The sequence below is a fragment of the Mesorhizobium sp. ES1-4 genome (assembly GCF_020164745.1).
Classification (GTDB): Bacteria; Pseudomonadota; Alphaproteobacteria; order Rhizobiales; family Rhizobiaceae; genus Mesorhizobium.
On the sequence record NZ_JAIUGV010000008.1, the window covers coordinates 61,145 to 82,153 of the forward strand.

At 64.2% G+C, this 21,009-nt stretch carries 19 protein-coding genes; 13 read left to right on the forward strand and 6 right to left on the reverse strand.

What is annotated here, in order from left to right; translation table 11 throughout:
• Positions 1-10: 10 nt before the first annotated feature.
• The gene (locus LB556_RS16650) at positions 11-979 is read right to left on the reverse strand and encodes an SDR family oxidoreductase (protein WP_224568818.1); all 969 of its coding nucleotides are present in this window, start codon (positions 977-979) and stop codon (positions 11-13) included.
• Between the two features lie 630 nt (positions 980-1,609).
• Here LB556_RS16650 and fghA point away from each other — a divergent pair.
• From fghA to LB556_RS16670, 4 genes are all read left to right on the forward strand, one after another.
• Positions 1,610-2,461, forward strand: coding sequence for an S-formylglutathione hydrolase (fghA, locus tag LB556_RS16655; RefSeq protein WP_224568820.1), 852 nt, complete (start codon positions 1,610-1,612; stop codon positions 2,459-2,461).
• Between the two features lie 165 nt (positions 2,462-2,626).
• The gene (locus LB556_RS16660; RefSeq protein ID WP_224568822.1) at positions 2,627-4,072 is read left to right on the forward strand and encodes a DHA2 family efflux MFS transporter permease subunit; all 1,446 of its coding nucleotides are present in this window, start codon (positions 2,627-2,629) and stop codon (positions 4,070-4,072) included.
• Positions 4,073-4,190: 118 nt separating this feature from the next.
• On the forward strand, positions 4,191-4,340 hold the full coding sequence (locus LB556_RS16665) for a hypothetical protein (protein WP_224568824.1): 150 nt from the start codon (positions 4,191-4,193) through the stop codon (positions 4,338-4,340).
• A gap of 56 nt (positions 4,341-4,396) precedes the next feature.
• A complete protein-coding gene (locus tag LB556_RS16670) occupies positions 4,397-5,839 on the forward strand; it encodes an NAD(P)-dependent oxidoreductase (RefSeq protein ID WP_224568825.1) in 1,443 nt (480 codons plus the stop codon).
• A 10-nt stretch (positions 5,840-5,849) separates the two neighbouring features.
• Here LB556_RS16670 and hutH read toward each other — a convergent pair whose 3' ends face one another.
• From hutH to LB556_RS16695, 5 genes are all read right to left on the reverse strand, one after another.
• Positions 5,850-7,346, reverse strand: a complete 1,497-nt coding sequence (hutH, locus tag LB556_RS16675) for a histidine ammonia-lyase (RefSeq protein WP_224568826.1) — start codon at positions 7,344-7,346, stop codon at positions 5,850-5,852.
• Between the two features lie 149 nt (positions 7,347-7,495).
• A complete protein-coding gene (locus LB556_RS16680; RefSeq protein WP_224568827.1) occupies positions 7,496-8,590 on the reverse strand; it encodes an alcohol dehydrogenase family protein in 1,095 nt (364 codons plus the stop codon).
• An 18-nt stretch (positions 8,591-8,608) separates the two neighbouring features.
• Positions 8,609-9,988: an aspartate aminotransferase family protein gene (locus tag LB556_RS16685; RefSeq protein ID WP_224568828.1), complete on the reverse strand. Its 1,380-nt coding sequence runs from the start codon at positions 9,986-9,988 to the stop codon at positions 8,609-8,611.
• Positions 9,989-10,022: 34 nt separating this feature from the next.
• Complete coding sequence (locus LB556_RS16690; protein WP_224568829.1) at positions 10,023-11,516, reverse strand: NAD-dependent succinate-semialdehyde dehydrogenase; 1,494 nt, start codon at positions 11,514-11,516, stop codon at positions 10,023-10,025.
• 129 nt (positions 11,517-11,645) lie between these two features.
• On the reverse strand, positions 11,646-12,137 hold the full coding sequence (locus LB556_RS16695) for an Lrp/AsnC family transcriptional regulator (protein ID WP_224568830.1): 492 nt from the start codon (positions 12,135-12,137) through the stop codon (positions 11,646-11,648).
• 83 nt (positions 12,138-12,220) lie between these two features.
• Between LB556_RS16695 and LB556_RS16700 the strand changes: the two genes are divergently transcribed.
• From LB556_RS16700 to doeA, 9 genes are all read left to right on the forward strand, one after another.
• Positions 12,221-13,606: a PLP-dependent aminotransferase family protein gene (locus LB556_RS16700; RefSeq protein WP_224568831.1), complete on the forward strand. Its 1,386-nt coding sequence runs from the start codon at positions 12,221-12,223 to the stop codon at positions 13,604-13,606.
• A gap of 178 nt (positions 13,607-13,784) precedes the next feature.
• Positions 13,785-14,576 carry an ectoine/hydroxyectoine ABC transporter ATP-binding protein EhuA gene (gene ehuA, locus LB556_RS16705; protein WP_263485315.1) on the forward strand — a complete coding sequence of 264 codons (792 nt, stop codon included), beginning with the start codon at positions 13,785-13,787 and terminating at the stop codon, positions 14,574-14,576.
• 69 nt (positions 14,577-14,645) lie between these two features.
• A complete protein-coding gene (gene ehuB, locus LB556_RS16710; protein ID WP_224568832.1) occupies positions 14,646-15,497 on the forward strand; it encodes an ectoine/hydroxyectoine ABC transporter substrate-binding protein EhuB in 852 nt (283 codons plus the stop codon).
• Positions 15,498-15,570: 73 nt separating this feature from the next.
• Positions 15,571-16,230 (forward strand): ectoine/hydroxyectoine ABC transporter permease subunit EhuC, encoded by a 660-nt coding sequence (gene ehuC / locus LB556_RS16715; RefSeq protein WP_224568833.1) that lies wholly within the window; start codon positions 15,571-15,573, stop codon positions 16,228-16,230.
• 34 nt (positions 16,231-16,264) lie between these two features.
• Positions 16,265-16,924, forward strand: coding sequence for an ectoine/hydroxyectoine ABC transporter permease subunit EhuD (gene ehuD, locus LB556_RS16720; protein ID WP_224568834.1), 660 nt, complete (start codon positions 16,265-16,267; stop codon positions 16,922-16,924).
• A 3-nt stretch (positions 16,925-16,927) separates the two neighbouring features.
• Positions 16,928-17,707, forward strand: a complete 780-nt coding sequence (gene eutA / locus LB556_RS16725) for an ectoine utilization protein EutA (RefSeq protein ID WP_224568835.1) — start codon at positions 16,928-16,930, stop codon at positions 17,705-17,707.
• Between the two features lie 5 nt (positions 17,708-17,712).
• A complete protein-coding gene (gene eutB, locus LB556_RS16730) occupies positions 17,713-18,705 on the forward strand; it encodes a hydroxyectoine utilization dehydratase EutB (RefSeq protein WP_224568836.1) in 993 nt (330 codons plus the stop codon).
• The gene (eutC, locus tag LB556_RS16735; RefSeq protein ID WP_224568837.1) at positions 18,702-19,694 is read left to right on the forward strand and encodes an ectoine utilization protein EutC; all 993 of its coding nucleotides are present in this window, start codon (positions 18,702-18,704) and stop codon (positions 19,692-19,694) included. The genes eutB and eutC overlap by 4 nt, the downstream gene beginning before the upstream one ends.
• A 131-nt stretch (positions 19,695-19,825) precedes the next feature.
• On the forward strand, positions 19,826-21,004 hold the full coding sequence (gene doeA, locus LB556_RS16740; RefSeq protein WP_224568838.1) for an ectoine hydrolase DoeA: 1,179 nt from the start codon (positions 19,826-19,828) through the stop codon (positions 21,002-21,004).
• The last annotated feature ends 5 nt before the right edge of the window (positions 21,005-21,009 follow it).

Consider the following 21,009-nt stretch of genomic DNA (forward strand, 5'->3'; position numbering starts at 1 on the left):
TGCGATGACCCTAGTAGCCGCCGACGATCGGCAGGATTTCGCCGGTGATGTAACTCGAGCAGTGTGGAGAGGCGAGGAACACATAGGCCGGAGCCAGTTCCTCCGGTTGTGCCGGCCGTTTCATTGGCGTGTCCGCACCGAATTTCGAGACGTCGTCGGCTTCCTTGTCGGACGGATTGAGCGGCGTCCACACCGGACCGGGCGCGACCGCGTTCACCCTGATGCCCTTCGCGATGAGGTTGCCCGAAAGCGCGCGCGTGAAGGCATGGATGCCGCCTTTGGTCATCGAATAGTCGACCAGTTGCTTCGAGCCGTCTATGCCGGTAACCGAACCGGTGTTGACGATCGCCGAGCCCGGCTTCATGTGCGGCACCGTTTCCTGCGCCATGTGGAAATAGCCGTAGAGATTGGTTTTCAGCGTCGTGTCGAAATGTTCTTCGGTCAGGTCGCTGAAATCGCTGGAATGAATCTGGAAGGCGGCGTTGTTGACGAGCACGTCGATGCGGCCGAATGTTTCGACTGCGGCCGCCACGGCGTCGTGGCAATCCTGCCGGTCACTGACGTCCGCCTTTATGAGGATGCAGCGTCGGCCTTCTCTTTCGACGGCGGACTTCGTCTCTTCGGCGTCCCTGTCCTCGGCCAGGTAGACGATCGCGATATCGGCGCCTTCGCGTGCGAACAACACCGCCACGGCGCGGCCGATGCCGGAATCGCCGCCTGTGATGAGAGCCACCTTTTCCTTGAGTTTCTGCGATCCGAAATAATAGGGAGCATCGTAGAGCGGAGCAGGCTCGATCGCGGCTTCATGCCCGGGTTTGGCCTGATGTTGCTTGGGGAAGGGCGGCTCGGGATAGGTGCGCGCGCCTGCCTGCATGGCGTGCTCCTTGCCGTTGCGCTTCGATTTGTCCTTGGCGTCGATATGATGCTGGATGTGCCGCTGCTTGGCGGCTTCATCGGCGGTCGGCGATTTCATCTGCATGGTTGTCTCCTCGGTTGAAGACGGTTCAACGCGCGGCAGACCAAAAGGTTTGCGCGACGCAAAGGCTTTGTCGAAGCCTATCGCTTCCCGTCCGCGTCAGTCCTTGACATAGGCGCCGGCCTGGCGGCCCGATCTGGGAGACTTCGCGTCTTTCGAGCGTTCGGAGATTGCCGGACCCGCGCCGGATGTCTTTTCGGTAGCGGGGCTCGGCGTTGCCTTGCGAGGTGGATTCCGCCCTTCGGACTGATGTGTCTCTTCATTTGTCTGCCCCGGCGGTCGCGTAAGCCCCATCCCACCTTCCGGCGGCGTGTTGCCCGCTGCGTCGGGCGAGAAATCGTCGCTCGGATCCGGGCCGGTCCTCGCGGGATATTTCCGGGCGCCGGTTTCATATTCGGTCCTGTCGCGTGCCATGGCTTCCTCCGTGTTTGCCTGAGCGGAAAACCACCGCCGGCCGATCAGGTTCCGAACAAGCATCCATTTTCGCCCTGGTCGCGTTGGCATTCGCGTGTGACGGCCGCGGCCTGCGCGGTATCCAATGACCAATCGTCGAGGTTGCCGCGGCCCCGGCCGATGCCGTAGAGAAACGGCGGTAAATCACATTGGCGGAGAAAAAACATTATGTCGGATCGGATGAAAATCATCTCCGCGGCCAGGTCGCATGGCGGCGTCCAGGGCGTCTATTCGCACGCTTCGGATACCTGCGCCTGCGACATGACCTTTGCCGTCTTCGTGCCGCCGCAGGCCCTCGAAAAACCTTGCCCTGTCGTTTGGTATCTCTCCGGCCTTACCTGCACCCACGCCAACGTTATGGACAAGGGGGAGTACAGGCGCATGGCCGCCGAGCTCGGTCTGATCGTCGTCTGTCCCGACACCAGTCCCCGCGGTGACGGCATCCCCGACGAGAAGGACAATTGGCAGTTCGGCAGCGGCGGCGGCTTCTACGTCGATGCGACGCAAGAGCCCTATGCCCGCAATTATCGCATGAATTCCTACGTCACCGGGGAATTGCCCGCGCTGATCGCTCGGGAATTTCCGGCCGACATGACGCGTCAGGCGATCTTCGGCCACTCGATGGGCGGCCATGGCGCGCTGACCATGGCGCTGAAGAATCCTGAACGCTTCAAGAGTTGTTCGGCGTTCGCGCCGATCGTGCAACCCAGCACCGCCGGCTGGTCGAAGCCGGCCTTCGAGAAGTATCTCGGTGCGGACGAGAAATCATGGCGGGCGTACGATGCCACCTTGCTCATCGAAGATGGTCACCACTTCCCGGCGTTTTTCGTCGACCAGGGGACATCGGATGGATTTCTCGACGATGGATTGAGGCCCTGGCTCCTGGAGGCGGCATGCGCCAAGGCCGGCATTGCGCTGACGCTGCGCATGCAGGACGGCTACGATCACTCGTATTTCTTCATTTCGACATTCATGGACGACCATCTGAGATGGCATGCCCAAAAATTGTCTGACGCTAAGGCCAGACCATAGGACCTTGCGTCATCGGCCCGGTTTTGGCAATCCGGGCAGCGAGCGCCACCGCTCGTCTATTTGTCGGACCATGAGCGGCCTGCGTGCGCGCCCGGCAGGCACAAGGCAGGGCGATCTTGCCTTTGAACCGGGACGCGCCACTTTGGCCGGTATAAGGCAACCTGCATGACGGAATTGGCCAGAGCCTTGGAACAGCCTCAATTTGCCACCGAGCGCGATCCGAGGCTGAGGCTCATCATCCCGATCATCGTCGCCATCGCCTTTTTCATGGAACAGCTCGATTCCACCATCATCACCACCGCGATCCCGGCAATAGCCCAAAGCCTCGGCACGACGCCGGTCAGGCTGAACCTTGCGATCACCACCTACATCCTGACGCTCGCCGTGTTTATTCCCGTCAGCGGCTGGTTTGCCGACAGGTACGGCGCGCGCAGGGTGTTCGCGCTGGCGCTTTTCACCTTTACACTGGGCTCGGCGCTGTGCGGCGTGGCCGACAGTTTCGGAATGCTGTTGGCGATGCGGGCCCTGCAGGGGCTTGGCGGCGCCATGATGACGCCGGTCGGCCGGCTGATCCTGCTGCGCAGCTTTCCGCGCAGTGGCCTGATCACCGCCATGACCTACACCACCCTGCCGGCCATCATGGGGCCGGTCATCGGGCCGCTGCTCGGCGGCCTGCTGACCACCTACGCTTCATGGCGCTGGATATTCTACGTCAATGTTCCGTTCGGCTGCCTTGGCATTCTGGCAGCGCTGCGCTTCGTCGACGACTTCCATGGCGAGGCGGCGCAACGTTTCGATGTCCCGGGATTCCTGATGGTCGGAGTCGGCGTGGCGCTCCTGCAGTTCGGGCTGGAGAACATCGGCCGCCCCATCATTCCCGGGTCGGCGACATTGCTGGTGCTGGCCGCGGCATTCCTGCTGCTGCTTGCCTTCGGACGCTATGCGCGACGCGTCGCGGCGCCGGCCGTCGACCTGACGCTGTTTCGGTTCCGCTCCTTCTGGGTCGGCACGCTGGCGGGCGGCCTGTGCCGCGTCGGCCTCAACGGCGTGCCCTTCCTGGTGCCGCTGATGCTGCAGGTCGGCTTCGGTATGAGCCCGATCACATCAGGCTCGTTGACATTCCTCGGCAGTCTCGGGGCGCTGCTCATGCGGCCGCTGCTGTCGCCACTGCTGCGACGTTTCGGCTTCGGTGTCGTGCTGATCGGCAGCGCGGTCGTCGGCTCAGCCTCCGTGGCAGGCTTCGCCATGATGGGGCCCGACACGCCGCATTGGCTGATCGGTTGCTATGTCTTCCTGTTCGGTATCGTCCGGTCGGCGCAGTTCATGACCTCCAACACCCTGTCCTATGCCGATCTGCCGGCCGACAAGCTCAGCCGCGCCACCAGCCTTGGCGGTGTGCTGCAACAGCTCAGCGTATCGCTCGGCGTTTCGATCGCCGCCATGATGCTGGGCCTGATTGCGGGAGAGAGCCACGTGTTGACCCCGGAACGCTTTCACCAGGTGTTCCTGCTCACCGCGATCATCCCCCTGCTCTCCATCCCCGGATTTCTCTACCTGCGCGCCGAAGACGGCGCCCAGGTCAGCGGTCACGTCAGGGGATCTCGCAAATAGGTCCTCTCGGGAAGCAGCAGGCAATCCGTCCGTCAACCCGCCAGGGATAACGAAGCATCATGCGCAGATGCCGGGCAAGGTACCGAGGGGCTGCCCCAGGAGGCTTCCACATCGGCAAATGATTTGCCGCGCCTGGCCGCTGGTCGCCATCTCGGCCGTCCACCAGGGCCTGATCGGCGGTGCGGTCACCGGCAAGATCGTGTCGCAACTCGCCGCTGGTCTGCCGCCGGTGATCGATCCCGCGCCGTTCCGGGCGGATAGGTTCTGATGGTCCAGGGCCTGCCGGACAAGCAGGGCGCTCCGTTCTAGCATGAGGGAAACGACGTGACCGCAAATGCCGACACCCGCCCAGTCGACCCAGTCGATCCGCAACACGCCTATGCCGTGCTGGTCTGCGACCTGATCGGTCTGCGCTTCGACGCTGACGGAATGCCTGACCCTTCGGAGGTGCGCGCCCATATCGAAGCCAAGGGCGGCCGTTTTCATGCGACCGGACTTGGCGACAAGACTGCTCTCGAACGTGGCCGCGTGCATTTTTTCTATCAGCCGGATCTCAGCACCCGCGAAGAACTGATCGAAGCCGCCGGCGACGGACGCTATGACGCCGTCATCGCCGCCGCCACCTTCCTGCCCGCCGAAACCGTCTTTCCGCTTGCCGGCGTGCGGATCGGCGCCGGCACCGGCAATATGGGCTCGCGCTCGTGGGGTGGCGGCGGCGGCGAGGGCGGCACGGCCGTGCTGATGAACACGCCCGGCATCAACAGCCGCGCTACCGCACAGATGGTGATGAAGGCGATCCTGAAAGTGCTGCCGGATCTCCCGGTCGACATGCTTCACGAGCGGGTGGCGCGAGGCGCCTTCGACACCGGCAGGGAACTGCGCGATTTCCCCACTGAAAAGCTCGAAGGCAAGACGATCGCGATCGTCGGCTACGGCAATATCGGCAGGGAGGTGGCGAAGCTCGCCCGCGCCTTCTGCATGCGCGTTGTGATCCACGCACGGCCTCGGCATCGGGAGTGGATAGAAGCCGAGGGCTTTGCCTATGCGGCGGACCTCGCCGACGCGGCTGAAGGCGCCGATGTGCTCAGCGTTCATGTAGGTCTGGGCAAGCAGGATGCGCGGACCGGCCGCTACGCCAATGCCGGGCTGATCGGCGCGGAAATCTTGTCACGCATGAATAAGGGCGCGGTGCTGGTCAACTACGACCGCGGCGAGCTTGTCGACGTTACGGCCTTGGGTGACGCCCTGAATACAGGGCAGGTGCGCCACGCCGCGATCGATGCCGATCTGTTCAGGGACGCCTCAACTGGTACGTTGTCTGGGCCGATGCTGCCTTATCTCGATCTCGTCGAGAGGCATGGTGCCAGGCTCGAGCTTCTGCCGCACGCCGCCGCCGATACGGACCATCCTTCACGCGTCGCCGGCGCCAAGCAGGCCGTCGATCAGATATTCGATGTCATCTGCCGAAAATCGGTGACGAACGCAAAAGGCACCGTGCCGGCGGGTTACCTTTCGCTGGGCGCAACCACGCCCGCCGGGATTGGGCCGGTGGCCGCGGACCGCCTTCTGAAACTGACTGCCGGTGAGTGCTCCGAACTGGCGGATCTCTGCGATCGGCAAAGCCGGTTGTGGAAGGTTCTCTCCGAAACCTTGCCTCCCGAGCGTGGCGCGATCGTCGCCGGGCAAGGCGAAGACCTTGTCCGTTCGATCGACCGCTTCTGCCTTCTGGCCGAGAAACTCAATCTCAGAGGACCGTTCCAGCAATAGGGCGGAACTCTCAGCCCCGGGGGCCCGCCACCATGCGGGCGACGCGCGTCATATCGGTGCTCATCTCACGATCGTCGTCGAGCGGGCTGACCAGCGCACGGACGGCGGCAAAGGTGCGCCGCGGCCCTTCGCCCATGCTGTCGACGACGCCGCGCAACTCCACGCCCGTCGCCGCGAAGATCAATTCCATTGCCACGAGATAGCGCAGGCGCTCGATGATCTCGCCAGTCTTAGCCACCACGCGCGGCGCCATCGACGACTGGTCCTCGATACCATCCGATACGGCAAGCGGGCTGAGCGACATCGGGTTGGCAAGATGCCGGATTTCCGCCTCCAGCGCGGCCAGCGGCTTTTGCAGTTCAGCGTAGCCCTGGCGGCTGCCGCCCCTGGCCGACAGGAATCGCGGCAATTCCGCAATTGTCGGCGACATCAGTTTCATGCAGCGGTTGGCGGTGCCCACCGCGCAATGCGCGAGCGCCTGGCCAAGCTGCTCCCAGGCCAGTGTCATCGCCGTGAGGTCGAAATTGCCGTTCGAGACGACGCGGCCGTCCTCGGGCAGGATCACCGGGTTGTCGCCCGAATGGGTCAGTTCGATTTCCGTTGCCAGAGTCGCTTGTTCGAACGCATGCAGCAGGCCGCCCCAGACCTGAGGCACGCAGCGATAGCTGAGCGGGTCCTGAAGCCGCCGCGCCGCCTTGTCCTTCCACAGGCCGCTTCCCGCCAGCTCGATGCGCAAACGCGCGCCGATCTCACGCTGGCCGAAAGCCGGCCGTGCGGCCAGGGCGTCCGCGTCGATCGCGGTGAGGGAAGAGCGGAACGCCTCGTAATTGAGGGCCACGGCAGCCAGCGCCCAGTCGATGAGATGGACGACGTCTTCGAGGCACAGGCACGCCGTGCCGGTGGATAGACTGTTGGCGACGATAATGGCGTGGCCGTCTTTCTCGCGCAGATCGAGCGGTTCGAGCCCGGCGAGCGCGAGCGCCTCGGCCGACGGCATGATCCGGCCCTGGAACTCCGCCTCGCCGTCGCCGCGCAGCGCCCGCGCCATATGGCCGAGATGGGCAAGGTCGGCCGCACCGATCGATCCCCACGTCGGGATCACCGGATGGACGCCGGCATTGAGTGCCGCCACCAGACCCATGACCACGCGTTCGGAGGTACCGGTGCCGCCGGCGGCCATGCCTGAGACGCGTGCGGTCATCAGCGCCCGCACCGCCTCGGTGGGCAAAGCGGGTCCGATACCCATGCTGTGGCTGAGCGGCACGCTGTGCTGGAAGGCGATCAGGTCGGCCTGCGCCAGCGGCGTGTCGACACAGGCTCCCAGGCCCGTGGTGACGCCGTACATCGGTTTGCCGAGCTGCGTCAGCTGTTCGATCAGCGCGCGGCTCGCCCGGATGCGTCGCAACGCCTCCTCGCCCAGCATGAGCCGGGCGTTGCGCCGCGCGATCTCGGCGACGTCAGCCGCGCCAAGCGGCTTGGCGTCGAGCACAATCATTCGGGCTGTCATGTCTCGCCTGTGTCCCCTGACCGGATGCCCGGGCCGATGGTGCGGCGGGCGTCGCCGTTTGTGGCGGCTTGCTGGCCGGACTGCAAGCCATTCCGATTATGGCAGCGGCAGGCGGAGTGAGTTTCGGGCGAAAGGTTGTGGTTCCGGTGCTAGGCGGGACGCTCCGCGACGGCATCGGGCACCACTATCAGCTTGCCGACGAAATCCTTGGCTACGAAATCGGCCTGCGCCTGATGGAAGTCGGAGAGCTTGTAGACGCCGCCGACCACGGGCCGGATCTTGCCTTCCTCGATGTAGCGAACGATGCGGCGGAAATCGGCGCGCGTGCCCTGGCTCGAACCATGCAGTTGCAACTGCTTGAGATACATGGTCCTGAGGTCGAGCTGGACGACCGGGCCGGCGATCGCGCCGGCGGTGGTGTAACGGCCCTCGGGTCGCAGGATGCGCAGCAGGTCGTTGAAGATCGAGCCACCAACCAGATCCGCCACCACGTCGATGGGTTGTCCGCCGGTCGCCTCGGTCACGGCTTGCGGCAGGTCGGCGACGCCGCGTGTGATGACCGCCTCGGCGCCGATATCGAGCACCGCCCGTTCCTTGCCTTTGCCGACGACGGCATAGGGAATGGCGCCACGCGCTCGCGCCAGCTGCACGATGCCAGAACCGACGCCGCCCGAGGCGCCGGTGACCAGCACACGCTCGCCGGCTTTGAGGGCTGCGCGTTCCAGCATCTGTTCGCCGGTAAGGTAGGCGCAGCAGAAGGTGGCGAGTTCGACGTCGCTCAAGGCCGTGTCGACGACATGCGCGTTCTCCGCCGGCACGGCTTGGTATTCGGCATAACCGCCATCGCGGCCGTGGCCCATATAGTCGATGTCGGCGAGCGAATCGTCGTCGCGGTTGTAGATTGAAAAATCGACCATCACCCGTTCGCCGATGCGGTCAGTCGACACGCCTTCGCCGACGGCGACGATGGCGCCGACCGTGTCGGTGCCCTGGATGCGCGGGAAGGTGAGCGTATTGCCTTGCCTTCGCCAGGTCGACACCGCGCCCGCATCCTCCTCGGTGCCATAGGCGCCCTGGCGCACCCAGACGTCGGTGTTGTTCATCCCGCAAGCGCTGACCCTTATGAGCACTTCACCCGAAGCCGGGGCGGGTACTTTCACGTCGGTGCGGTATACGAGCTTTTCCGGTCCGCCGTGCCCGGTGAGCAGCACGGCTGCCATGGTGGCGGGAAGAGTTTGGGTCATGGCATTCACGGGTCGGCCTCAGAGATTGGCAAATACGTTGTTCACGGCATCGGCGGTCTTGGCCACCACGATGTCGGCTTCCTCGCGGGTCAGGCAAAGCGGCGGCGCGAAGCCGAGGATGTCGCCCTGCGGCATGGCGCGGCCGATGACGCCGCTTGCCGCAAGGGCCGTGGCGATTTGCGGTCCGATCTTGAGCGAAGGGTCGAAGAAGGCCCGGTCGTCGCGGTCTTTCACGAATTCGACAGCCGCCATCATACCGTCGCCGCGCACCTCGCCGACGTGTTTGTGACCGCCGACGGCCTTGGCCAGTTCGGCACGGAAATAAGCGCCGGTCTCGCCGGCATTCCGCACTAGGTCCATCTCGTCGATCAGCTCGAGATTGGCGACGCCGGCGGCAACACAGATCGGATGCGCCGAATAGGTCCAGCCATGGCCGAGCGAGCCGAGCTTGTCGGAGCCTTGCACCAGCACCTGCCACATCTTGTCGGCGACGATGACGCCCGACAGCGGCGCATAGGCCGAGGTCAGGCCCTTGGCGATGGTGATCAGGTCGGGCTTGATGCCGTAGTGATCGGAGCCGAACATGGTGCCGAGCCGGCCGAAGCCCGTCACCACCTCGTCGGCGACCAGGAGCACGTCATATTTCTTCAGCACCGCCTGGATCTTTTCCCAGTAGGCCGCGGGCGGCGGCACGATGCCGCCAGTGCCGAGGATCGGCTCGCCGATGAAGGCCGCAATCGTGTCGGGACCTTCGGCGAGGATCATCTCCTCAAGCTTGTCGGCGCAATGCTGCGAGAACTGCTCCTCGTTCATCGAGCGGTCGGCGCGGCGGAAATAGTACGGCGCCTCGGTGTGCAGGATGGGCGCGCGCGGCAGGTCGAAAGCGTTGTGGAACAGCTCCAACCCGGTCAGCGATCCTGTCATCACGCCCGAGCCGTGATAGCCGCGCCAGCGCGAGATGATCTTCTTCTTCTCCGGGCGGCCGAGAACGTTGTTGTAGTACCAGATCAGCTTGATGTTGGTTTCGTTGGCGTCCGAACCCGAGAGGCCGAAATAGACCCTCGACATGCCCTTCGGCGCGCGGTCGATGATCATCTTGGCCAGCGTGATCGAAGCCTCGGTGCCGTGCCCGACATAGGCGTGGTAATAGGCGAGGTTCTTGGCCTGGGCGGCGATGGCATCGGCGATCTTCTGGCGGCCATAGCCGACATTGACGCAATAAAGGCCGGCGAAGGCATCGATGCTCTTCCTGCCATTGTTGTCCCAGACGGTGACGCCTTCGCCACCAGCCATGATGCGCGTCGGCGATTCACCGCGCGCGTGCGTGCCCATATGGGTGGAGGGATGGAAGAAATGGTCGCGGTCCCAGGCGTTGAGTTCGTTGGACTGGTCGAGCATCTTTTTACTCCTTGAAAGAGGTCCGGGTGCGGGCCTACGCCACATCCAGGCAAAGGTATTTGAGGTCGGTGAAAGCTTCCAGCCCGTGGCGCGAGCCTTCTCGGCCGATCCCGGACTGCTTGACGCCGCCGAAGGGGATCGGTGCGCCGGTGATCTTCACGCGGTTGATGGCGACCATGCCGTAGTCGAGCGCCCGGCCCATGCGCTGCTGGCGGGCGCCGTTCTCGGTCACGACATAGGCGACCAGGCCATATTCGGTGGCGTTGGCGCGTGCGATCACCTCGTCCTCATCGTCGAAAGGCGTGACAGCGGCCACCGGACCAAAGGTCTCCTCGCGCATGATCAACGCGTCGTCGACGACATCGGCGAGCAGTGTCGGCTGGTAGAAGAGCGGCCCGGCCTGATGGCGCTTGCCGCCGGCGAGGCAGCGCGCGCCGAGGGCTACGGCGTCGGCGACCTGTTCCTCCACCTTCTTGACCGCGCGCTCATGCATCAGCGGACCGATCTCGGTTTCATCGGTAAGTCCATTGCCGGTCCGCAGCGCTTCGATGCGCTTTGCAAATGCGGCGCAGAAACGGTCATAAATCGGACGTTGGACATAGATGCGATTGGCGGCGAGGCAATCCTGTCCTGATGTTGCGAATTTGGCGTCGATGGCGATGGCCACCGCTTTGCCGAGATCGGCATCGGCAAAGACGATCAGCGGCGCGTGGCCGCCAAGCTCCATCACCAGCCGCTTCATCGTCGGCGCACTTTGCGCGGCGATCAGCCGGCCGATCTCGGTGGAGCCGGTAAAACTCATGGCGCGGACGCGCGGATCCTCGCACATGCGACCAACGATCGTCGCGGCCTTGCCGGTGACGATGTTGAAAACGCCGGCGGGCAGGCCGGCGCGTTCGCCGAGTTCGGCCAGTGCCAGCGCCGACAGCGGCGTTTCCGAGGAGGGGTGCGCGACGATGGTGCAGCCGGCGGCAAGTGCCGCCGCTGCCTTGCGGGTCAGCATGGCCGAGGGAAAGTTCCACGGCGTGACCACGCCGACCACACCCAGCGGCTCGCGCCGCACCATCATTTCAGCGTCCGGCAGATGGCTGGTGACGCTCTCGGCGTTGAGACGCTTCGCTTCCTCCGCATACCATTCGACGAAGGAGGCGGCATAGCCGATCTCGCCGAGCGACTCGCTGAGCGGCTTGCCCTGTTCCAATGTCATCAGCAGAGCGAGGTCGTCTTTCGCCGCGATGATCAGCTCGAACCATTTTCGCAGGATTCTTGCGCGTTCCTGCGGCAACAGCGACCGCCAGGCCGGAAAGGCGCGCGCTGCGGCATCGATCGCCTTCGTCGTTTGTTGCGCGTCCAACGCGGCGACGAAAGCGACGGTGGTGCCGGTCGCCGGATCGGTGACTTCGAAGCTTTCGGCTGCCTCGCTCGCCATCCAGTGCCCGTCGACATAAGCGAGTTCGCGCAACAGCCGGCGATCGACAAGACGGTCGAGCGCCTCATGGCGATGCGAGCGGGCGAAATGCGCGGACATGATCGAAGCCTCCCGGTTCGGACTGATGCGGGGAGACTATCCGTCACCGGCAGACAGAGAGGCTGTTTGGACGCCTGAGCTTAGAGAGAGTCTCTCTATCGCGGCGGGAGGGCAGTCGATCTCTCTGGTCTATGTCGACGCCGGCAACAGGTCCGCTATGGGGAGCGCGATTTCATCCTTCACCGTCTTGATGACGATGTAGGTGAAGTAGCGGTCGATGCCGATCTCGCGGTCGAGCAGGCCGTCGACCAGCCGCTGATAGGCGTCGATGTCGCGCGCCATCACCTTCAGCACATAGTCGACGCCACCGCCCACCGACCAGCAGGCGACGATCTCGGGGATGTCGCGGATGACGCGCTCGAAGCGGTCGAAATCGGCCTGTCGGTGGCTGGCCAGCGTCACTTCCATCAGCACGGTGGCGACCGGCGCCACGACGCGCATCGCGATCCGGGCGTGATAGCCCGAGACGACGCCGGCCTTTTCCAGCTTGCGCAGCCGCATCCAGCACGGCGTCGGCGACAACCCGACCTGGTCGGCCAGCGCCAGCTTGGTTATGCGGCCATCGCGCTGGATGGCGTCAAGGATCTTGAGGTCGATCGCGTCGAGTTTCGCAGCAGTCATCAGCGCCCACTTTTTCGTCCACCGTACCATGACGGCGCATTATTTCGATTGTCAATTGCACTGATTTCGATCTCTAATAAGTCATGACATTGTGGCAACCCGATCCCGCGCTCATCCGGCGGCCAGCCTATCAGTCGCTCGCCGACCAGTTCGCGCGTGCCATTCATGACGGGCGCCTTGCCAATGGCGCGCGCCTGCCGACGCATCGCAGGCTTGCCGACGATCTCAAGCTTTCAGTACAGACCGTGAGCCGCGCCTACGAGGAATTGATCCGGCGCGGCCTGATTTCGGGCGAGATCGGCCGCGGCAGTTTCGTCCAGACGCAGCGCCGCGAGCCGGAGCCGCCCTATCTGCCCGAGCGCCTCGGGGAGGTCATCGATCTCTCGATCCTGAAACCGGTCTGCGAGCCGATGCATCTGGAGCGGATGAAGCAGGCGCTGGGCTGGCTTGCCGAAAACCTGCCGTCGAGTTCGGCGCTGTCGTTCCGGCCGAACGTGGTGTTCCCGCGCCACCGCGCCGTGGCGGTCGAATGGCTGAAACTGTGCGGCCTCGATGCCTCCGCGCAGAACATCAGCCTGACCAACGGCGCCACCGCCGGCATGACGGTGGCGCTGATGAGCGTGGCGCCGCCGGGCTCCACCGTTGCTACCGAGGCGATCGGCCACCACACGCTGGTGCCGCTCGCCCGCTATCTCGGCTTCAACCTCGAAGGCCTGCCGATCGACGGAAACGGACTGATTCCGGACGCGTTGGACGAGGCCTGCCGGCTTTCCGACATCCGCGCCGTGTTCGTCCAGCCGTCGGTGATCAATCCTACGGCAACGCTCATGGACGCGGCCCGGCGCGAGCAGATCGCGGCGGTGGCGCGCAAGCATGACATCGCCATTATCGAAAACGATGTGCTGGGCCCGCTGGTCGAGGACCGGCCGCCGCCGGTCGCCGCCTTCGCGCCGGAGCGGACGCTCTACGTCACCTCTTTCACCAAGATCACCGTGCCCGGCCTGCGCATCGGTTATCTCGCCGCGCCCGACCGCTACGTTGCCGCAGTCGCCAATCGGCATCTCGTCTCGAACTGGATGGCGACACCTATGGTGGCCGAAATCGCCACAAAATGGGTGACCGACGGCACCGCGATGGAACTCGTGCGCTGGCAACGCGCGGCGCTGCGGCGGCGGCAGGACATCGCCGGCGAGGTACTGGCCGGCGTCGACTACCGTGCCCGCCGCGACGGATTGCATATCTGGCTGCAACTGCCGGCCGACCGTTCGGAGGAGAGCTTTGTCGCCCAGGCCCGGCTGCAAGGCGTGGCCATCGCCCCCGGCACCTCCTTCCGCATTTCGCAGGCGCCCTGGCATCCGGCGGTGCGCATCTCCTTGGGTTCGACCACCGAGGGGGAACTGCGCGCCGGTCTCGGCGTTGTCACCAAGCTGTTGCTTGGCGATCCGGAGCATTTGCTGCTCGCAATCTGAGTAGGCCGCCCACTGGTGCCAGGCAGCTCTGGGACAACGGCCCAAAAAGCTAGCTGCGATTTGACCGGAAAATGTGCGCAATCAGAATAATTGTCATGATATTATTTTCCCAATTGACATGATTTGACGCGTTCCGCATCGTGAAGGGCATCAGGCTTCTCCAGCACGGGGAAATTATTTGTCCGCATCCGCACCCATCATCAAGGTCGATGCCATCTCGAAAAGCTTCGGCGCCTTCAAGGTGCTGGATGGCTTGTCAATGCAGGTCATGCCGCGCGAAAAGCTGGCGTTGATAGGCCCCTCCGGCTCGGGCAAGACGACGATCCTGCGTATCCTGATGACGCTGGAGCGCATCGACGGCGGTCACATCCAGATTGACGGCGAGCAGCTCTATCACATGGAACGCAACGGCCAGCTGCTGCCGGCCGACGAGCGCCATCTGGCGCGGATGCGTCAGAAGACCGGCATGGTCTTCCAGCTGTTCAATCTGTTTCCGCACAAAAGCGTCATCGACAATGTCACGCTGGCGCCGATACTGACCAAGGGCACGCCGCGCGCCGCCGCCGAGAAACGGGCGATGGAACTGCTCGACATGGTTGGCATGGCCGACAAGGCGAAGGCGATGCCGGCCCAATTGTCCGGCGGCCAGAAGCAGCGCGTGGCGATCGCCCGCGCGCTCGCCTTGCAGCCGAAGATCATGCTGTTCGACGAGGTGACGTCGGCGCTCGACCCGGAGTTGGTCGAGGAAGTGCTCAACGTCTTGTGGCGGCTTTGCGCCGAGACCGACATGACCATGCTGCTGGTCACGCATGAGATGGGGTTCGCCCACGACTTTGCCGACCGGATACTGTTCTTCGATCGCGGTCGGATAGTCGAGGAAGGCAAGCCCGACGAGATTTTCCGCAATCCCAAACAGGAACGCACGCAAGGGTTCCTGAAGAAGATCATCGCGGCCGGACACCGTGTCTGACCGCATGCCAAAGGCGGCTAGCCCGTCCTGAAATCACGCAAACCAAGACAAGAACAAGGAGTTGGGAACATGAAGAAACTTGGCATTCTGGCTGGCGTCGCCGGCCTTGCGATTACGGCGGTTCTCGCGACCTCGGGCGTAGGCTCGGCCGCGGACAAGAAGCTGGAACAACTGAAGGCGCAAGGGTTCGCGCGCGTCGCTATCGCCAACGAGCCGCCCTATACCGCGGTCGCCGCCGACGGCAAGGTTTCGGGCGCCGCACCCGACGTGGCGCGCGAGATTTTCAAACGCCTCGGAGTGGCCGATATCGTCGCTTCGATCTCCGAATATGGCGCGATGATCCCCGGCCTGCAGGCCGGCCGCTTCGACGTCGTCACCGCCGGCCTGTTCATGAAGCCGGAGCGTTGCGCCGCGGTCGCTTATTCCGAGCCGGTCCTGTGCGACGCCGAGGCGATGCTGGTGAAGAAGGGCAATCCAAAGGGCTTCAAGAGCTACCAGGATGTCGCCAAGGACACCTCCGCCACCATCGGCGCCCCCGGCGGCGGCACCGAGGAGAAGCTTGCGCTGAACGCCGGCGTGCCGCGCGAACGTGTCATCGTCGTGCCGGATGGCCAGAGCGGTCTGAAGATGGTGCAGGACGGCCGCATCGATGCCTATTCGCTGCCTGTCCTGTCGATCAACGACCTTATGAAAAAGGCCAATGATCCGAACCTCGAAGTGATTGCCCCGGTGCAGGGCGCGCCGGTCTATTGCGACGGCGCCGCCTTCAAGAAGGGCGACGAGGCGCTGCGCGATGCCTTCGACGTCGAGCTCGCCAAGATGAAGAAGTCGGGCGAATTCGCAAAGATCATCGAGCCTTATGGCTTCTCGGCGGCGGCCGCGATGTCGACGACGCGCGAAAAACTCTGCTCGGCGAAGTAGAGCGCTCTTCTTCCTTCTCCCCGTTGAACGGGGAGAAGGAACCTAAATCGCGAACGTTGGAACTTCTAATCGAATGACCCAGTGGTCCGGCTATTTCGGCCTGATATTTCAGGGAGCGCTTGTCACCATCGAGCTCACGCTGATGGGGTCGGTGCTTGCCCTGATCATGGCCTTTCTCGCCGGCATGGGACGCCTGTCGCGCTTCTTCGTGCTGCGAGCCTTGGCAACGGCCTATATCGAATTCTTCCGCGGCACCTCGATCTTCGTGCAGCTGTTCTTCGCCTATTTCGTGCTGCCGCTGCTGGGCCTTGAACTGACCCCGCTGCAGGCCGGGGTGTTGGCACTGGGACTTAACGTGGGGGCCTATGCCGCCGAGGTGGTTCGCGGCGCCGTGCAGTCGATCGGCCGCGAACAGCATGAGGCCTGCATCGCGCTCAATCTTGGCCGATGGCAAGGCATGCGCCATGTCATCCTGCCGCAAGCGTTTCTGGTAATGCTGCCGACCTTCGGCAACAATGCCATCGAACTGCTCAAGGCGACATCGGTCGTCTCGCTGATCTCGCTCGCGGATCTGACCTTCCAGGCACAGGTGGTGCGCGCCCAGACCGGCAACACCATGGTGCCGTTCACCACCATTCTCATCGTCTATTTCATCCTGTCGCTGCTCATCTCGTGGGGTGTCCGCTCGCTGGAACGCCGCATGGCACGCGGCCTCGACGGAGTGCGCGTCTGATGGCCGGAGCATTCCTGATGAATTGGGCTCGCTGATGGATTGGGATTGGGATTTCGTCCGGCAGATCCTGCCGACCCTGATCCAGGGGGTGAAGATCACCATCCTGGCGACGCTGCTTGGCTCGGCGCTGGCGGCGATCGTCGGCTTGGGCATCGCCCTGGCGCGCCGTTCGCCCAACAAGGCGGTGTCGCGCACGGTCGGTTGGGTGGCCGAATTCATCCGCGGCACACCGCTCCTAGTACAGCTTTATTTCATCTTCTACGTGCTGCCCGACATCGGCATCCTGCTGCCGCCGCTGGTCGCCGGGGTCATCGGGCTCGGGCTGCACTACGGCACCTACACGGCTGAAGTCTACCGCGCCGGCATCGACAACGTGCCGCGTGGTCAGTGGGAGGCTGCCAAGGCCTGTAATCTCAGCGCCCGGCAGACCTGGTCCTACATCATCATTCCGCAAGCCATCCCGCCGATGATCCCGGCGCTGGCCAACTATTTCATCGCCATGTTCAAGGAGACGCCGCTGCTCTCCGCGATCACCGTGCTGGAACTGATGAACCAGGCCAAGAGCGTCGCCAACACCTACTATCGCTACCTTGAGCCGATCACGCTGGTCGGCGCGTTCTTCCTCGCCATCAGCCTCTGTTCCGTCGTGCTGCTGCGCTGGCTGGAACGCCGCTATGGCAAGATCGAGAGATAACGCATGAAGCCCTTGCCCGAGATCAAGGTCTACCCCAACCGACCCGCGCTCGATGACCGCCCACTCGCGCGGCGTGTTGGCCTGATCATCCTGGCCACCGATCACACGACCGAGCCGGATTTTCGCCGCATGGTGGCGAGCGAACGGATTGGCGTGTATGTCGCGCGCATCCCCTACGCCAATCCGACGACACCTGAGAACTTGCGCAAGATGCAGCCGGCGCTGACGGCGGGCGCGGCCTTGATCCTGCCCGATGAGCCGCTCGACGCCATCTGCTATTCCTGCACGTCGGCCTCGGTGGTGATTGGCGATGGAGAGATCGAGGCTGCGATCCACGCCGCCAAGCCAGGCGTGCCGGTCGTCACACCGCCAAAGGCTGGCGTGCGCGGGCTGAATGCGTTCAGTGTGCGCAGGATCAGCATCCTCACGCCCTATACGGTCGAAACCTCCAGGCCGATGGCGACCTATTTCGCAGAACGCGGTTTCGAGATCGCGAGCTTCACCTGCCTCGGCTTCGAGGATGATCGCGAGATGGCGCGCGTTACCCCGGCGACGCTCGTGGACCTCGCGCGCCAGGCAATGCATCCGCAGGCCGATGCGTTGTTCGTGTCATGCACGGCGCTGCGCGGGGCACTCGCGGTCACCGGCATGGAACAGGCGATCGGTCGCCCGGTGGTGACCAGCAACCAGGCGACCGCCTGGAATTGTCTGCGCCTTTGTGGCGACGAGGCTGCCCACCCCGAATTCGGCCGTCTGATGACGCTGCCCTTGCCGCGCGACTGACGATCATGGTGCCCATAAACCTTGGCGATATCCGTGCCGCGCGCGAGCGAATTGCCGGCAAGGTCGAGCGCACGCCGATCGTGCTTTCGACGGGGCTCTCAGAAAGGCTGGGCGTTCCCGTTCATCTCAAGCTCGAGCACCGCCAGACTACCGGCAGCTTCAAGCTGCGTGGCGCTTCGAATGCCGTCGCTTCGCTCGATGCCGAACACAAGGGGCGCGGCGTCGTCGCGGCATCGACCGGCAATCATGGCCGTGCGCTCGCGCATGCGGCGAAGCTGGAAGGCATGCGCGCGGTGATCTGCATGTCGCGTTTGGTCCCTGAGAACAAGCTGGACGAAATCCGCCGGCTCGGTGCGGAAATCCGTATTGTCGGCAACAGCCAGGACGATGCCCAACAGGAGGTCGAGCGGCTGGTGGCGGAAGAGGGGCTTGTCATGCTGCCACCCTTCGACCATCCGGCCATCATTGCCGGCCAGGGCACGCTCGGGCTGGAAATCATCGAGCAGGTTCCCGAAGCCGCGCTGGTGCTGGTGCAGCTTTCGGGCGGTGGGCTCGCCTCGGGCATGGCGGCGGCCATCAAGGGCGTCAGCCCCAGCACAAAAATCGTCGGCGTATCGATGACACGCGGTGCGGCAATGAAGGCGAGCCTGGATGCCGGCCACCCCGTGCTGGTCGAGGAGTTGCCGACGCTGGCGGATTCGCTCGGTGGCGGCATCGGCCTCGACAACCGGCTGACCTTCGCCATGTGCCGCGACCTGCTCGACGATGTCGTCCTGCTCGGTGAGGACGAAATCGCCGCCGGCATTCGCCATGCCTATGAACAGGAACGCGAGATCGTCGAAGGAGCGGGTGCGGTGGGCATCGCGGCGCTGCTCGCCGGCAAGGTCAAAATGGAGGGGCCGGTGGTGGTTCTGCTTTCAGGCCGCAACATCGACATGGGGCTGCACAGGAAGATCGTCTGCGGGGACATACCGTCGATTTCGGAGGGCGCCGCGTGAGCAAGATGACGATTCTCACCGAAGCTGAACTGCGCACGATCGTGACGCTCGATCTAGATGCCGTCGCCTGCGTCGAAAATGCCTTCCGCGCGCTTGCCACGCTGCCGGTGGCGATGCCGCCGATCCTGCGGCTCGACATCCCCGAGCATCGCGGCGAGGTTGATGTGAAGACCGCCTATGTGCCTGGTATCGATGGCTTCGCCATAAAGATCAGCCCGGGCTTCTTCGACAACCCGAAACTCGGCCTGCCCAGCGTCAACGGCATGATGGTGCTGCTGTCGTCGAAGACAGGGCTGGTCGAGGCCTTGCTGCTCGACAATGGCTATCTCACCGACGTCCGCACTGCTGCCGCCGGAGCCGTCGCGGCCAAGCACCTGTCACGGCCGGACTCATCCGCCGCCGCGATCTTCGGTGCCGGCGTCCAGGCCGGGCTGCAGCTGGAAGCGCTGATGCTGGTGCGGCCGATCACGCAGGCCCGCATCTGGGCGCGCGACGCCGCCAAGGCGCGGACGGCCGCGGCCGCCTTGCGCCAAAGGCTCGGCATCGATGTGCGCGCCGAAGCCGACGCGGCCAACGCGGCTGCTGGCGCCGACATCATCGTCACCACCACGCCTTCGACCGAGCCATTGATCAAGGCCGGGTTTGTCTCGGCCGGCCAACACATCACCGCCATGGGCTCGGACGCCGAGCACAAGAACGAGATCGCGCCGGCGATCCTGCGCATGGCCGATCTCTATGTCGCCGACAGCGCGAAACAGACGCGGCGGCTGGGCGAACTGCACCATGCCATCGCGGCGGGCGTGATGGCTGGAGACGCGGAGGTGGCCGAGATCGGCCAGATCATCGCCGGCGCGGCGCACGGCCGGCGCTCGGCCAGCGACATCACCATCGCCGATCTTACCGGCACGGGTGTGCAGGACACGGCGATAGCCACGCTTGCCCGCGACCGCGCACTGGCCGCGAAAGCCGGAACGATTTTTGAAAGCTGATGCGGGCCGCGGGAGCACGATCCGGAAAATGGCGACCGGTTTTCCCAGAGATCTGCCCAACCAAAAATTACCTGGAGCCGGATTCAACGGAGTTGAAATGGCTCAAGCTCCAACAAACGAGGACGAATGAAATGCAGCCGAACCTGAAATTCTCGCGAAGCGAATATGCCGAACGCCTCGCCAAGACGCGCAAAGCCATGGAGGCGAAGGGCGTCGATCTCCTTGTCGTCAGCGATCCCTCCAACCTGGCCTGGCTGACGGGTTACGACGGCTGGTCGTTCTACGTCCACCAGGCGGTCATCGTGCCGCCTTCGGGCGAGCCGGTCTGGTATGGCCGTGGCCAGGATGCCAACGGCGCCAAGCGCACCGCCTATCTCGCCCACGACAATATCGTCGGCTACGCCGACCACTATGTCCAGTCGACCGAGCGCCATCCGATGGATTTCCTGTCGAGCGTGCTGAACGAGCGTGGCTGGGGCAAGCTCACCGTCGGCGTCGAGATGGACAATTACTGGTTCTCCGCCGCCGCCTTCGCCTCGTTGCAGCAGCATTTGCCGAACGCCCGTTTCGTCGATGCCACCGCGCTGGTCAACTGGCAGCGCGCGGTGAAGAGCCCGACCGAGATCGGCTATATGCGCAATGCCGCCCGCATCGTCGAGGCGATGCATCAGCGCATCTTCGACAAGATCGAAGTCGGCATGCGCAAATGCGATCTTGTCGCCGAGATCTACGATGCCGGCACGCGCGGCGTCGACGGCATCGGCGGCGATTACCCGGCGATCGTGCCGCTGCTGCCGTCAGGCGCGGATGCCTCGGCGCCGCATCTGACCTGGGACGACAAGCCGATGAAGCGGGGCGAGGGCACGTTCTTCGAGATCGCCGGCTGCTACAACCGTTATCATTGTCCGCTGTCGCGCACCGTCTTCCTCGGCAAGCCGACGCAGGAATTCCTCGATGCCGAGAAGGCGACGCTGGAAGGCATGGAGGCGGGCTTGGCAGCCGCGAAGCCAGGCAATGCCTGCGAGGACATCGCCAATGCCTTCTTCGCCGTGCTCAAGAAATACGGCATCGTCAAGGACAACCGCACCGGCTATTCGATCGGGCTTTCCTATCCGCCGGACTGGGGCGAACGCACGATGAGCCTGCGTCCGGGCGATCGGACCGAGCTCAAGCCCGGCATGACTTTCCATTTCATGACCGGTCTCTGGCTGGAGACGATGGGACTGGAGATCACCGAGTCCATCCTGATCACCGAAACCGGTGTGGAGTGCCTGGCCAATGTGCCGCGCAAGCTGGTGGTGAAGGATTGAGCCCG